At 66.9% G+C, this 13,397-nt stretch carries 16 protein-coding genes and 3 tRNA genes; 7 read left to right on the plus strand and 12 right to left on the minus strand.

The window, feature by feature from the left end:
* Positions 1–41 precede the first annotated feature (41 nt).
* Positions 42–905, plus strand: a complete 864-nt coding sequence (locus AOZ49_RS19990; RefSeq protein ID WP_006393193.1) for an IclR family transcriptional regulator — start codon at positions 42–44, stop codon at positions 903–905.
* 132 nt (positions 906–1,037) lie between these two features.
* Here the strand turns inward: AOZ49_RS19990 and AOZ49_RS19995 are convergent, their stop codons facing one another.
* Positions 1,038–1,967 carry a tripartite tricarboxylate transporter substrate binding protein BugD gene (locus tag AOZ49_RS19995; protein WP_054477323.1) on the minus strand — a complete coding sequence of 310 codons (930 nt, stop codon included), beginning with the start codon at positions 1,965–1,967 and terminating at the stop codon, positions 1,038–1,040.
* Between the two features lie 432 nt (positions 1,968–2,399).
* On the opposite strand from AOZ49_RS19995, the gene phaP reads away from it, so the two are divergent.
* The gene (gene phaP / locus AOZ49_RS20000) at positions 2,400–2,978 is read left to right on the plus strand and encodes a TIGR01841 family phasin (RefSeq protein WP_054432936.1); all 579 of its coding nucleotides are present in this window, start codon (positions 2,400–2,402) and stop codon (positions 2,976–2,978) included.
* A gap of 206 nt (positions 2,979–3,184) precedes the next feature.
* On the opposite strand, the gene AOZ49_RS20005 is transcribed toward phaP, so the two are convergent.
* From AOZ49_RS20005 to AOZ49_RS20025, 5 genes are all read right to left on the minus strand, one after another.
* The gene (locus AOZ49_RS20005; protein WP_054477325.1) at positions 3,185–4,231 is read right to left on the minus strand and encodes a quinone-dependent dihydroorotate dehydrogenase; all 1,047 of its coding nucleotides are present in this window, start codon (positions 4,229–4,231) and stop codon (positions 3,185–3,187) included.
* Between the two features lie 58 nt (positions 4,232–4,289).
* Positions 4,290–5,039 carry an arginyltransferase gene (locus tag AOZ49_RS20010; RefSeq protein WP_054432941.1) on the minus strand — a complete coding sequence of 250 codons (750 nt, stop codon included), beginning with the start codon at positions 5,037–5,039 and terminating at the stop codon, positions 4,290–4,292.
* A gap of 113 nt (positions 5,040–5,152) precedes the next feature.
* Positions 5,153–5,902, minus strand: a complete 750-nt coding sequence (gene aat / locus AOZ49_RS20015; RefSeq protein ID WP_054477327.1) for a leucyl/phenylalanyl-tRNA--protein transferase — start codon at positions 5,900–5,902, stop codon at positions 5,153–5,155.
* The gene (locus tag AOZ49_RS20020) at positions 5,899–6,480 is read right to left on the minus strand and encodes an NUDIX hydrolase (protein ID WP_054477329.1); all 582 of its coding nucleotides are present in this window, start codon (positions 6,478–6,480) and stop codon (positions 5,899–5,901) included. The genes aat and AOZ49_RS20020 overlap by 4 nt, the downstream gene beginning before the upstream one ends.
* Positions 6,481–6,490: 10 nt before the next feature.
* Entirely contained in the window at positions 6,491–7,423 is a 933-nt protein-coding gene (locus AOZ49_RS20025) for a LysR family transcriptional regulator (RefSeq protein WP_054432946.1), read from the minus strand.
* 123 nt (positions 7,424–7,546) lie between these two features.
* On the opposite strand from AOZ49_RS20025, the gene AOZ49_RS20030 reads away from it, so the two are divergent.
* Positions 7,547–7,948, plus strand: a complete 402-nt coding sequence (locus tag AOZ49_RS20030) for a DoxX family protein (protein ID WP_054433086.1) — start codon at positions 7,547–7,549, stop codon at positions 7,946–7,948.
* Between the two features lie 97 nt (positions 7,949–8,045).
* Positions 8,046–8,498, plus strand: a complete 453-nt coding sequence (locus tag AOZ49_RS20035; protein ID WP_156355688.1) for a nuclear transport factor 2 family protein — start codon at positions 8,046–8,048, stop codon at positions 8,496–8,498.
* Between the two features lie 47 nt (positions 8,499–8,545).
* Here the strand turns inward: AOZ49_RS20035 and AOZ49_RS20040 are convergent, their stop codons facing one another.
* The 5 genes from AOZ49_RS20040 to AOZ49_RS20060 all read right to left on the minus strand — a co-directional run bounded on the left by AOZ49_RS20040 (position 8,546) and on the right by AOZ49_RS20060 (position 10,157).
* Positions 8,546–9,136, minus strand: a complete 591-nt coding sequence (locus AOZ49_RS20040) for a DUF2946 family protein (RefSeq protein ID WP_054432948.1) — start codon at positions 9,134–9,136, stop codon at positions 8,546–8,548.
* A 2-nt stretch (positions 9,137–9,138) separates the two neighbouring features.
* Positions 9,139–9,477, minus strand: coding sequence for a hypothetical protein (locus AOZ49_RS20045; protein ID WP_054433088.1), 339 nt, complete (start codon positions 9,475–9,477; stop codon positions 9,139–9,141).
* 92 nt (positions 9,478–9,569) lie between these two features.
* Positions 9,570–9,643, minus strand: a tRNA-Cys gene (locus AOZ49_RS20050).
* A 54-nt stretch (positions 9,644–9,697) separates the two neighbouring features.
* Positions 9,698–9,773, minus strand: a tRNA-Gly gene (locus AOZ49_RS20055).
* Positions 9,774–10,081: 308 nt separating this feature from the next.
* Positions 10,082–10,157: transfer RNA gene (locus AOZ49_RS20060), tRNA-Gly, on the minus strand.
* Positions 10,158–10,346: 189 nt separating this feature from the next.
* Between AOZ49_RS20060 and AOZ49_RS20065 the strand changes: the two genes are divergently transcribed.
* Positions 10,347–10,826: a carboxymuconolactone decarboxylase family protein gene (locus AOZ49_RS20065; RefSeq protein WP_054477333.1), complete on the plus strand. Its 480-nt coding sequence runs from the start codon at positions 10,347–10,349 to the stop codon at positions 10,824–10,826.
* Positions 10,827–10,880: 54 nt separating this feature from the next.
* Here AOZ49_RS20065 and AOZ49_RS20070 read toward each other — a convergent pair whose 3' ends face one another.
* Positions 10,881–12,296 carry a MocR-like pyridoxine biosynthesis transcription factor PdxR gene (locus tag AOZ49_RS20070; protein ID WP_054477335.1) on the minus strand — a complete coding sequence of 472 codons (1,416 nt, stop codon included), beginning with the start codon at positions 12,294–12,296 and terminating at the stop codon, positions 10,881–10,883.
* Between the two features lie 110 nt (positions 12,297–12,406).
* Here AOZ49_RS20070 and AOZ49_RS20075 point away from each other — a divergent pair, with 110 nt between their 5' ends.
* Positions 12,407–12,853: a GNAT family N-acetyltransferase gene (locus tag AOZ49_RS20075; protein WP_054432954.1), complete on the plus strand. Its 447-nt coding sequence runs from the start codon at positions 12,407–12,409 to the stop codon at positions 12,851–12,853.
* A partial coding sequence (locus AOZ49_RS20080; protein ID WP_054477337.1) for an FMN-dependent NADH-azoreductase occupies positions 12,850–13,397 on the plus strand: 548 nt, incomplete at its 3' end. The genes AOZ49_RS20075 and AOZ49_RS20080, both read left to right, overlap by 4 nt.

A 13,397-nucleotide genomic window follows, 5' to 3' on the forward strand; every position in this document is an offset into this window, starting at 1 on the left:
TCTGGTCTCTTTCGGTGGCGCCGCGCTAGCCCTTCCTTCCTATGTCCCGTCCTTCTTCCACCCGCAACGCCCTGGACGCCGAGGCCGATGGCGCTTCGGGCAGTCCCATTGCCATCCAGGTCATCGAGCGCGCCATGCGCCTGCTCGATGCGCTGGCCGCGCAGCCCGATCCCGTCACGCTCAAGGAATTGTCCGCGACCACCGGCCTGCATGCCTCCACCGCGCACCGCATCCTGAACGACCTGGTCGTGGGCCGCTATGTCGAGCGCGTCGATAACGGCCTGTACCAGCTGGGCATGCGCCTGCTGGAGCTGGGCTCGCTGGTCAAGGGACGGCTGAACGTGCGCGAGGCCGCCATTTCGGCGATGCGGTCGCTGCACAAGCTCACGGGCCAGACCATCAACCTGTCGGTGCAGCAGGGCGACGAAATCGTCTACATCGACCGCGCCTGGAGCGAGCGTTCGGGCATGCAGGTGGTGCGCGCCATCGGCGGCCGCGCGCCGCTGCACCTGACCTCCACCGGCAAGCTGTTCCTGTCGACCGGCGACGCCCGCCAGGTGCGCGCCTACGCCTTGCGCACCGGCCTGGCCGGCCACACCCGCAACAGCCTGACCGACCTCGACCGCCTCGAGCGCGAGCTGGCGCTGGTGCGCCGCCACGGCTACGCGCGCGACAACGAGGAACTGGAACTGGGCGTGCGCTGCATCGCCGCGGGCATTTTCGACGACACCGGCAAGCTGGTCGCCGGCCTGTCGATCTCGGCGCCCGCCGAGCGCCTGCAGGACGACTGGATCAAGGCCCTGGTGGACACGGCCGCCAGCATTTCCGAGGCGCTGGGCTACGAGCCCTCGGTGTCCAGCGGCTTCAACGGCCTGGGCATGGCGGCCGAAGCGATGCGCACCTGATCGACTGCGTTGCCACGGCCATGAAAAAGCCCCCCGGTTTCAGCAACCGAGGGGCTTTTTCATGGCCGTGGCGAAACTATCCGTCAGGCGCGATGCGCAGCGCAGGCCCCGTCTGGCGGGGCCCGCCCTGAATTACTGCTGTTCGACGCCGGCCTTCTTGAACAGCTCGGCCCACTGCGGGACCTGCTGCTTGACCTTGGCGTCCAGGGCCTGCGGATTGGCGTCGGCGGTCAGCACCGTGGCGCCCAGCTGCTTCATGCGTTCCTGGAACTTCGGATCCGCCAGGCCGGCCTGCAGGCTCTTGACCAGCTTGTCGACCACCGGCTTGGGCGTGCCCTTCGGCGCCCACATACCGTGCCAGATACCGACTTCGAAGCCCTTGAAGCCGGACTCGTCCATGGTCGGCAGCTTGGGCAGCGTGGGCACGCGCTGCAGGCTGGTGACGGCGTAGGCCTTGACCTTGCCGCTGTCGATCTGCTGCGTGGTGTTGGTGGTCTGGTCGCACAGCAGGTCGACCTGCTTGCCCAACAGGTCGTTCATGGCCGGCGCGGTGCCCTTGTAGGGGATCGTCAGCAACTGCACGCCCAGCGCCTCGACCAGCATGGTGCCGCACAGGTGGCTGGCGGCGCCGATGCCGGCGTTGGCCAGCGAGACCTTGTCCTTGTTCTTTTTGACGTAGTCGGCCAGTTCCTGGATGTTGTTGGGCGGGAAGTCCGAGCGCGCGATGATGGTCATCGGCACGTCGACCACCAGGCCGATCGGCTCGAAGCTCTTGTAGGGGTCGTACCCCGGATTCTTGTAGAGCGACGGCGCGGTCGAGAAGCCGGCGTGCATCAGCAGCACGGAATAGCCGTCCGGCTGCGCGCGGGCCACTTGGGTGGTGCCGATGGTGCCGCCCGCACCGCCCTTGTTTTCGACCACGACGGTCTGGCCCAGCGAATGCCGCATGGCTTCAGCCAGCGAACGCGCGACGTTGTCCGTCGGACCGCCGGCGGCGAAAGGCACCACCATGTTGATGGGGCGTTCCGGGAATTCCGCGTGGGCGGCGCCGGCCGCGAGCATGGCGCTGGCCGCGAGCAGGGCCGAAAGCGTGCGGGGGGATGAGGGTCATGAAGTCTCCAATTGCAGGGTTTTGCTTGCTGCGATGTGTTTTTGACCGCTGACTTATCGTTTGTGTTTGTCTGTCATCAGCGTGCAAGCAGTGTAGAAAAGAATTGATACGCCGTCATGTCCGGTATTTCCCGAATCATGGGAAATCCTTGTGCTGGATCAACCCCGCACCGGCGCTTGCACTGTTAATGTGCAAATAGTTGTTGCGTTGCACCAATATTGCTTGACAAGGTTTTTTAGGCCCGTAGAATATCAATTGTGCAGTGCATCAAACGGGCCGGCGGTAGCTTGTAGTACCAGTTTCCGCGCACGTTCCTTATTTCGTCGCAGACACCATCCTTACTTGCCGGAGAGCCTCCGGCTACCCCTAAAAGGAGCAATTCTATGAGCGCTATCCCGCAACAAGTCCTGGACCGTCAAAAAGCCAGCATCAACACCTTCGTGGCCGCCCAATCGGCCGTGTTCGCCGGCTTCGAAAAGCTGGTCGAGCTGAACCTGAAGGTCGTGCGCGCCACCCTGGACGAAGTCGCCCAGAAGTCGCAGCAAGCCGCCGAAGTCAAGGACCCGCAGGAAGCCGCGGCGTTCGCCTCGGGCCTGCTGCAGCCGGGCGCCGAAAAGGCCCTGGCCTACACCAAGCACGTGTACGACATCGTCGCCGGCGTGCAGGGCAACCTGGTCAAGCTGACCGAAGAACAAATCGCCGAAGGCCAACAGCAACTGAGCGACGCCGTCGAGCAGTTCTCCAAGAACGCCCCCACGGGTTCGGAAAGCGCCGTCGCCCTGATCAAGTCGTCGCTGGCCACCGCCAACAGCGCCTATGATTCGCTGACCAAGGCCGCCAAGCAGGCCGCCGAAGTCGCCGAGTCCAACCTGAATGCCGCCGCCAACGCGACCTTCAAGGCCGCGACGGATGCCGCCGACGCCGCCACCAAGGTCGCCAGCCGCAGCCGTCGCAGCGCCTAAGTATTTGGCGCGCGATGCTGCGCAAATCGCAGTAATGTAGTACTGTTGAGTGACAGAGCAGAGCTGGAATTAGGGCCACCCTTCGGGTGGCCTCTTTTTTTGCCCATTTTCCCCGCGGGATGACGGGCGCGCGCGGGCGCCGCCCGGGCAGCATGGCCGCCCGCGAGGTTCGTCCTGGAAAGCCCCGGCGTGGCCGGGGCGCGGGATCAGGCCCGGCGGGCCACCGCCCGCACGCACTCGCCCACCAGGGCGGGGCCGCGGTAGATCAGGCCTGTGTACAACTGCACCGCGTCGGCGCCGGCCTCGATTTTTTCGCGGGCCTGCTGGCCCGACAGCACGCCGCCCACGCCGATGATCGCCAGGCTGTCGCCCAGCTGCTGCTTGAGCCGGCGGATCACCGCCAGCGACAGCTCATGCACCGGCGCGCCGGACAGGCCGCCCGCTTCCTCGGCGTGCGCCATGCCGGTGACGGCATCGCGCGACAGGGTGGTGTTGGTGGCGATGACGCCGTCGATGCCATGGCGCGGCAGGGCGTCGGCGATGGCGTCGATCTGTTCCGTGGTCAGGTCGGGAGCGATCTTGACGGCCATCGGCACGCGGCGCTGGTGCTGGTCTTCCAGCGCGCGGCGCTTGTCCGCCAGTTGCGCCAGCAGCGCCGACAGTTCGTCGCCGCCTTGCAGGGCCCGCAGATTCTTGGTGTTGGGCGACGAGATGTTCACCGTGACGTAGTCGGCGTGCGGGTACACGCCGGCCAGGCCGATCAGGTAGTCGTCGGCCGCGCGCTCGATCGGGGTGTCGGCGTTCTTGCCGATGTTCAGGCCGAGGATGCCGCCCTGCTTGCGCCACTGGCTGCGCTGTACGTTGGCCAGGAACGCGTCCAGCCCCTGGTTGTTGAAGCCCAGGCGGTTGATCAGCGCGTTGGCGCGCGGCAGGCGGAACATGCGCGGCTTGGGGTTGCCCGGCTGTGCCCGCGGCGTCACCGTGCCGACCTCGACGAAACCGAAACCCAGATTGCCGAGCGCGTCGATATAGGCGCCGTTCTTGTCCAGTCCCGCCGCCAATCCGATGGGGTTGGCCAGCTGCATGCCCATCAGGGTGCAGGGCGCCTTGGGCCGCGCGTGCAGCAGCTTGCGCGTGGCGCCGCATTCGTAGGCCCGCTGCAGCCCCGACAGGGTGACTTCGTGGGCGGTTTCCGCGTCCATGGCGAACAGCGCCGGGCGGGCCAGGGGATAGGCGTGGAAGAGGATCGACATGGAGCGGGATTGTAAAGCGTCTTTGGCCGCCCTTGCGGGCCGCCGCCGCCGGGGCGGATCAGGCGGCCGGGCCGGGCGTGGCGGGCGCGGGCGGTTCGCCCCAGGCGCCATCGATCAGGTACTGGGCCGGATGGAAGCTGGCCTTGTACGACATTTTCTGGCTGTCGGCGATCCAGTAGCCCAGGTAGAGCCAGGGCAGGTTGAGCGTGCGGCACTGCTCGATCTGCCAGAGGATGCTGTAGGTGCCCAGGCTGCCCGGCACGTCGGGATCGTAGAAGGTGTAGACGGACGACAGGCCGTCGTCCAGCACGTCGATGATCGAGACCATCATCAGCACGCCCGCGGGATCGCGGAATTCGACCAGGCGGGTGTTGACGCGGCTGGTGAGCAGGAATTGCGCGTACTGCGTGCGGCTGTCCTCATCCATGCCGCCGCCGGGATGGCGGCCCTGCTGGTAGCGGGTATAGAGCCGGTAATGCTCGGGCGACCACGCCAGCTCGGCCACGAACGACTGCAGGTTGCGGTGGTCGCGCCAGGCGCGGCGCTGGCTGCGGTTGGGCGCGAAGCCGGCGGTGTCGACCCGCACCGGCACACAGGCGTGGCAACTGTCGCAGTGCGGGCGGTAGGTGAACAGGCCGCTGCGGCGAAAACCCTGCTCGACCAGTTGCGAGTAGGTGCCGGCGTTGATCAGGTGGCCGGGCGCGGCAACCTGCGACCGTGCCTGGCGTCCCGGCAGGTAGCTGCAAGGGTAGGGAGCGGTCGCGTAGAACTGCAGCGTGGAGAAAGGTAATTCTTTGAGCTGGCTCATGTGGGATCCCGGTGTCCGGCGCCAAGTCCGTGACGGGGACGACTACATATTAACGCCTAACCCGGCTCGCGATGTGGGGGGACGGAGCGCGGCGCCAGGCGCCGGGGCGGCCGTCAGGCGGCCGCCAGGGGCAGCAGCCGCCCCGTGCTGTCCGGCCGTCCGCGCGACCAGGCCAGCGGCGGCTGCACGGTGGCGGCGCGCACGTGTTGCAGGAAGCGCGAGCGTGGCACCGGCCGCGCGCCCAGGCTGGCCAGATGGCGGGTCTGCTGCTGGCAGTCGATCCACTGCACGCCCTGCGCGCTGACGTAGCGCACCAGGTAGGCCAGCGCGATCTTGGAGGCGTTGGGCGCGCGCGTGAACATCGATTCGCCGAAGAACATGCGGCCCAGGTTGATGCCGTACAGGCCGCCGGCCAGTTCGCCGTCGATCCAGGTTTCGATGCTGTGGACGTAGCCGGCCTCGTGCCAGGCGAGGTAGGCCTGCCGCATGGCGGCGGTGATCCAGGTGCCCGGCTGGCCATCGCGCGGCGCGGCGCAGTGGGCCATCACCGTGGCGAAGGCCGTGTCGACCCGCACCTCGATGCGCGGCGCGGCCTCGTGTTCGTGGCTGGCGATCTGGCGCAGCAGCTTGCGCAGCGAGTGCGAGGGCGCGAAGTCGCGACAGGCCAGCACCATGCGCGGATCCGGGCTCCACCACAGGATCGGCTCGCCCTCGGAATACCAGGGGAAGATGCCGTTCGAGTAGGCCTGGATCAGGCGCGGCGTGGACAGGTCGGCGCCGGCCGCCAGCAGGCCGTCCGGATCCGTCAGGGCGAATTCCGCCGGCGGAAAGGGCGTGTCGGCGGCGAGCCAGGGCAGCTTCAACGGTGCGATTCTAGGGTGTAGTGGTGAGGGCCGAACGTGCCGCGCTTGCGGTCCTCGAAATAGCGTTGCAGCGTGGTCGCCACGGTGCGGAACGCCAGGTCGCCCCAGGGAATCTCGGCCTCGTCGTAGAAGCGGGCTTCCAGGCTTTCCGGGCCGGGATCCAGCTCGGGGCCCAGCACTTCGGCCAGGTAGAAGACGTGCACCTGCTCGATCTGCGGCACGTCGATGATGGTGTAGATCTCGCCCAGCCGGATGCGCGCGCCGGATTCCTCCAGCGTTTCGCGGCCGGCGCCCTGCGCGGTGCTCTCGCCCAGCTCCATGAAACCGGCCGGCAGCGTCCAGGTGTTGTAGCGCGGCTCGATCGCGCGCCGGCACAGCAGCACGCGGTTGTCCAGCACCGGCACCGTGCCCACCACCAGGCGCGGGTTCTGGTAGTGGATCGCGCCGCAGTGATCGCAGATGTCGCGTTCGCGGTTGTCGCCCTCGGGCACCCGGCGGTTCACGGGCGAGCCGCATTGGCTGCAGAAGTTCGCACGGCGCGGCGCGGGGAAGTATTCGAGGGGCGATTTGGCGGTCATGGCTACGATTCTAACGGCTGCGGCGACGGCTGGCGCGTCGCGCGGGCGCCATCGGCGCGCGGCTGCCGAAGCGTTCTTCCAGGTGTTCGACGAAGGAACGCACCTTGGGCGAGAGGAAGCGCCGGTGCGGATAGGCGGCGTACATGGAAATCGGCGTGTGGGCGTAGTCCTGCAGCAGGGCGGTCAGGCGGCCGGCGCGCACGTCCTCGCCCACCAGGAATTCCGGCTGCAGGATCACGCCGTGTCCGGCCAGCGCGGCGGTGCGCAGCACGTCGCCATTGTTGGCGCGCAGGGCGGCGTTGACCCGCACCAGGTGGGTGACGCCGTCCTTCTCGAAATGCCATTCGTTGCCGGTGCTGGCGTAGGCGTAATGCAGGCAGCGGTGCTGCTTCAGGTCGTCGGGCGTTTGCGGCACGCCATGGCGCGCCAGGTAGGCGGGCGCGGCGCACACCAGCAACTGCTGCGGCGCCAGCGGCCGCGCCACCAGCGACGAGTCCTGCAGCGGGCCGATGCGCACCGCGACGTCGTAGCCGTCCTCGACCAGGTCGACCACGCGGTCGTTCAGGTCCAGGTCGATGATGACGTCGGGATAGCGCAGCAGGTATTCGGCGATGGCCGGCCCCAGGTGCAGGATGCCGAACGACACCGGCGCACTGACGCGCAGGCGTCCGCTGGGCGCCTGGCCCTCGGCCTGCAGCGACAGTTCCAGGTCGGCCACTTCGGCCAGGATCGGCCGCACCCGCTCGTAGAAGGCGCGGCCGGCGTCGGTCATGCTGAGCTTGCGGGTCGTGCGGTTCAGCAGCCGCACGCCGTACTTCTCTTCCAGGTGCGCGATCTGGCGCGTGACCACGGAACGGGCCTGGCCCATCTTGTCCGCGGCAGCCGCGAACGAGCCCAGTTCGACCACCCGGGCATAGGTCTGCATGGCGGTATGGGTGTCCATGATTGTTACCTAACGGGGAACAATAAGTTGCGATTTTGCATGTTTATCTTTGTTTTTGGAATCGCAAGAATAGCGGCCATGAAGAATCTTCCCGTCCTGGGCGATTCGCTCACGGAGAATGCAATGATCGATACCCGTACCGCGCCCTATGCCGCGCTCCTGCTTCGCATCGCGCTGGGCGTGATGTTCCTGGCCCATGGCCTGACCAAGCTGCTGGTGTTCACCCTGCCGGGCACCGCGCAGTTCTTCGCCAAGATCGGCTTTGCCGGCTGGCTGGCGTATCCGGTGACCTTCTTCGAGATCGGCGCCGGCGTGCTGCTGATCCTGGGCGTGTGGCCGCGCTGGATCGCCGTGATCGCCGCGGTGCAGCTGTTCGTTGCCTCCACCGTGCACTTCGGCAACGGCTGGGGCTTCAGCAACCCCAACGGCGGCTGGGAGTATCCGGTGTTCCTGTCGGTGGCCGCCGCGGTCCTGGCGCTGCTGGGCGACGGCAAGTTCGCGCTGCTCAAGAGCGGCCGCGGCTGATCGGCTCGCGCATCAAACTGTCTACTGGATTGGGTATCGCCCGCAAGGCGGCCGGCACCTAGAATGGGCCGGCCGCCTTGGCTTTTCTGGAGATTCCATGTCGTTCATCACGCGTGTCCTCGGCGCAGTCCTGTTTGCCGTCGCCCTGTCGCCCGCCGTCCAGGCCTCGACCGAACAAGAGGCCGCCAATAAGGCGGCCGTGCTGGCCTTCTATGAAAAGGGCCTGAACCAGAAAGACGCGGACGCCGCCGTGAAGTACCTGGGCGACCGCTACATCCAGCACAATCCAAACGCGGCTGATGGACCCGAGGGATTCCGCAAGTTCGTCGCCTTCCTGCGCGACAAATACCCGCAGTCGAAAAGCGAGATCAAGCGCGTCTTCACCGATGGCGATTATGTGATCCTGCATGTGCACGCGGTGCGCGAACCGGGGTCGCGCGGCAACGCCATCATCGACATCTTCCGGCTGGGGCAGGGCAAGATCGTCGAGCACTGGGACGCGGTGCAGCCGATTCCCGAGCAATCCGCCAACAGCAACGGCATGTTCTGAAGCGGGCGGCTTGCCGCCGGCGCGCCGTCTTGCGCGAACGCGCCGGATCAGGCGGTGGGGTTGGCCTGGAAACCCAGGCTGTCCGGCACCTGGGCGCGGTCGATCAGGCGCAGCGGCGCCGCGTCGTAGACGCCCGGCAGCGCGATGCGCAGCGATTGCGAGGGCGCCAGGCGATCGATGACGTCCAGCAGGGCGGCGCCGTCGTCCGTGACGAGCCGTTCCATCAGGGGCGGCAGGTCGCGATCCAGCACCACGCCGGGGCCCTGCGATGCCATGGCGTACAACTGTCCGGCGTCATCCAGCCACCAGCCGCTGACCGCGCCCACCGGTTGGCCGGTGTGCGTGAGCAGGGCGCGGCCGGCGTCATCGAGACGCAGCACGTACGGCGCGGCATCGAGCCGCAGGAAGACGCGCTGCGGCCCGTTCTGGAAGAACCAGCGACCGGCCTCGTCGTGTTCGTAATTGCGGTCGATGAAGCCCTGGATCTGGGGATTGGTGATGGACTCGCCCGGCCCGCCCGCGGCGGCCTGTCCTTGCGGATGCAGGCGCCAGCGGCCGCGCGGATCCAGCGACAGCCAGCCGAACACCGCGGGCACGTCGGGCCAGCGGGCGATGGCGTCTTTCACCGAGGGATCCATGGTCAGGGGCGGATGATGATGGGGGGCGGGTTGATGATGATGGCGGGCGCGGGCATGGCCGGCACCAGCACGGGCTGGGGCGCGTAACCGTAGCGGTAGTCGTCGCGGCACTTGCGCTTTTCGCGGTAGTCGCCGTTGCGTTTCCACTTGCGCTCGACTTCACAGGCGCCGTCCCAGTACTTCTCTTTATACTCGCCGCGGCCATGACCATGGCCATGGCCATGGCGGTGATGGCGGTCGGAATCGGCCTCGGCGGCCAGCGGCGCCAGCGTCATCAGCGTGGCGGCGGACAAGGCCAGCAGGGTGGGGCGGGCGCGTCGCGATTTTTGATTGCTGTGCATGGGATCGTCGTCGAATGAAAACGGCGTCACCTTAGCAATCAAACGATTGACTGGGCGTAGGGATGGGTAACGAGATGCAGGGGGAGAAATACTGGAGGCGCAAGCCGGAATCGAACCGACGTACACGGATTTGCAATCCGCTGCATAACCACTCTGCCATTGCGCCAGTACTGCAAGAAAAAAGGAAGCTCGGTATAGGCCGGTGCTTCCTTTTTGTATTTGGAGCGGGAGACGAGTCTCGAACTCGCGACCTCAACCTTGGCAAGGTTGCGCTCTACCAACTGAGCTACTCCCGCGGGGGCACTGCGTTTGATGAACCTGTTTTGTCGGCTGCTTTTGAAAGAGGCCGTGTCCACCAAAGACAGCGATTATACACAGTTTTTAGGACTTGTGCGGGCTCGCCGGGGCGTCAGGTAAAAAAAGTAGCCGCAACGATGCAGGCATGCGGGATGCAATGCGGCAAAGCTAGACAGTCGGGGATGGGATCGACAGGAATCTGTCGTGCAAGAAGGCGGTGCCGATGGTGCCTGGCGAACCGTTTCAATAAGCAGATCCGGCGGATGATTCCAACGATGCGGCGACGTTCATGAAACGGCGCATCTGCTGGAGCGGGAGACGAGTCTCGAACTCGCGACCTCAACCTTGGCAAGGTTGCGCTCTACCAACTGAGCTACTCCCGCGCGGATACTGCTGTACTGCGAAGAGGCGAGAGTATACCGTAATTTTCGGCCGGGGCAAGCGGACGTGCCCAGGCCCTATGGCCCAGGCCAAATGGTGATTCTTGGCGCTTTTTCGCCGCGGCCGCTGGCGGCACTATGTGGGCATGCGGCGATGTCGTCCGCAATGGCTCCCACAAAGGTATCCGTGACATGACCCAGCGTTTGAATTACTTCCAGGTTTCCGCCGAACTGTCCAAGCACTACCTCGACTTCAGCACCGCGCTGAAAAAGACGGCCGTGATCCGGGAATTCAATGACCTCGTGACTATCCGCGCCTCGCAGATCAATGGCTGCGGCTTCTGCCTGGACATGCACATCAAGCAGGCCAAGATCGGCGGCGAGCGCGAGCTGCGGCTGCACCACATCGCCATCTGGCGTGAGTCCACCCTGTTCAGCCCGCGCGAGCGCGCCGCGCTGGAATGGACCGAGGCGTTGACCACGCTGCACCCGCATGGCGTGTCCGAAGCGGTGTACGAACAGGTCCGCGGCCAGTTGTCCGAAGCCGAAATCTCGGATCTCACCTTCCTGGTGGTGGGCATCAACGGCTGGAACCGCCTGAACGTCGCCTTCCGCACCGAGCCGGGCTCCGCCGACGCCGCGTTCGGCCTGGACAAGGCCGGGTTGAAGTAAGCGGGATTGAGGCGGACGGCGGCGTCGTCTTGCCCATGGGCAAGACGCGGGTCGCTACATAAGTTCCAGGATGCGGCGCCCGAGCTGCTCGGCGCGCTCCTGGGACTCGATGTTGGTGAAGCTCATCAAGAGTCCGGCGCCGCATGGGGCGGCGGTCGTCCAGCGCGACAGGGCGTGCGCATAGATGCCGTGCTCGACCATGCGTTGCGCCAGCGGGCGGTCCGTCTGGTGGCCCTGCATCCGCACCAGCAGATGCATGCCGCCCGGTTGCGGATTGATCGGCATGGCGGGGCCGAACACCTTGGCCAGTCCCGCGGCCGTGGTGTTGCGGCGCTCCGAATAGAGCCGCCGCATGCGCTGGATGTGGCGCGCGAAGTGGCCCTCCAGCATGAAGGCGCTGACCAGCGCCTGGGTCAGGCCCGGAATGCCGTTGCCCAGCACCCGGTTTACATCCTCGAAGCGCCGCACCTGGGCCTCGGGCACCACCAGGTAGGCCAGGCGGATGCCGGGAAACATGACCTTGCTGAAGGTGCCCGCATAGAGCACGCGGCCGTGGCGGTCCAGGCTCTTCAGGGCCGGCAGCGGCCGGCTGACGTAGCGGTACTCGCCGTCGTAGTCGTCTTCCACGATCCAGCGCTGATTGCGCTCTGCCCACTCCAGCAGCGCCTGGCGGCGCGTCAGCGACAGCGTCACGCTCAGCGGGCTTTGGTGCGCGGGCGTGACGACCGCGGCGCTCGCCTGCGGCGCCTGCGCGATGCCCTGCGCCACCATGATGCCTTCGGCATCGACTTCCACCGGCGCGAGCGTCAGGCCCGAGTGCTTCAACAGCTCACGCGTCGGCGGGTAGCCGGGGTCTTCCACCCAGACCTCGTCGCCGGGCTGCAGCAGCGCCTGGATCACCAGGTTCAGGCTCTCGCGATAGCCGGACGTGATGAACACTTGCGCCGGCGAGCAGTGGATGCCGCGCGCGACCTGCAGGTGCGCGGCGATCGCGGTGCGCAGCGCGGGCAGGCCGTCGGCGGGCGGGTAGGACAGGTCGGCCGCCTGCGTGGCGCGCAGGTGGCGGGCGCCGAGCCGCGCCCAGATCTTGCGCGGAAAGGCGTCCAGCGCCGGCAGGCCCATCTGGAACGGCAGCAGCGTCGGCGGCTGGCGCCAGATGTCGGGGTCCGCCTTGGCGGGCGGCGGCAGCGGCCGGGGCGCGGCCTGCGCCTGCAGGCCGGGGGTGACCACGGTGCCGGCCTGGCCGCGCGGCTGCACATAGCCTTCGGCGTGCAGCAGCGAATAGGCCATCTCGATGGTGCCGCGCGCCACGCCCAGGTCCTTGGCCAGCGCGCGCGCCGACGGGATGCGGTCGCCCGGCTTGAGCGTGCCCTGGGCGATCGCGCCGCGGAAGCGCTCGTAGACCTGCCGGTACAGCGGTTCGTCGCCGGAAGCGGCGGGCGGCAGGCTGGCAAGGGAAGAGGGCGTCATGGCCTAGTCGAAAGGTCAATTTATGGTTCTTCAAATTATGGCATGGCTTCCTTAGCATCATGGTTGTGCCCGCCCTGGCGGCGGGTGGTTTCTTTCAAGACAGGATCCTCATGAGTCAACAGGACATCCGCCCTATCGAATCCGCCGAGGCGCTGCGCGCCTGCTTTCCGGTCATGCGCGAGTTGCGCCCGCACCTGGCCGACGAGCGCGATTTCGCCGACCGCGTCGCGCGCATGCGCGACGAGCATTACGCCCTGCTGGCGGTGTGGGAGGACGACGCGCCCGTCGCGCTGGCCGGCTACCGCTTTCAGGAAAACCTGATCTATGGCCGCTTCCTCTATGTCGACGACCTGGTCGTCACCGAGCGCAGCCGTGGCGCGCGTCATGGCGCCGCCCTGCTGCAGGCGCTCGAACGCATGGCGCGCGAGGCCGGCTGCGCCAAGCTGGTGCTGGACACCGGGCTGGCCAATGCGCTGGCGCAGCGCTTCTACTTCCGTCAGGGATTGCTGACCGGGGCGATGCGTTTCAGCAAGGTGCTGGGGGAGCAAGCGGCATGAGCGTCCTGCGTTTGACTTGCAGCCCGCGCGGCGCGGAATCGGAAAGCCACCGGCTGTCGCAGTTCGTCGTTGATGGCCTGGCGCGGGCGGATGCCGCGCGTGGCCGCGACCTCGTCGAGATCGACGCCAACCGGCTGCCGCATGTGGATGCCGAATACGCGTGGGCGCTGGGATCGCCCTCCGATCCGGACGGCGATCCCGCCGGATCGTTGCATCAGTCCGACCGCTTGATCCAATCGCTGGTCGAGGCCGATTACGTCGTCATCGCCACGCCGATGCACAACTACACCGTGCCTTCGGCCTTGAAGGTGTGGATCGATCACGTGGTGCGGGTGCGCAGCACGTTCACCGTGACGCGCGAAGGCAAGATCGGGGTGCTGGCCGACAAGCCGGTGTTCGTGGCGGTGTCGTCGGGCGGCCTGTTCTCCGGGGGCGAGGCGCGCCAGCCGGATTTCCTGACGCCCTATCTGAAAGTGGCGCTGGCCACCATCGGCCTGAAGCGCCTGACGTTCTTTTCGGTGGAAGGCACCGCGATGGGGGGGGG

This window comes from Achromobacter sp. 2789STDY5608615, from assembly GCF_001298995.1.
GTDB lineage: Bacteria > Pseudomonadota > Gammaproteobacteria > Burkholderiales > Burkholderiaceae_B > Achromobacter > Achromobacter insuavis.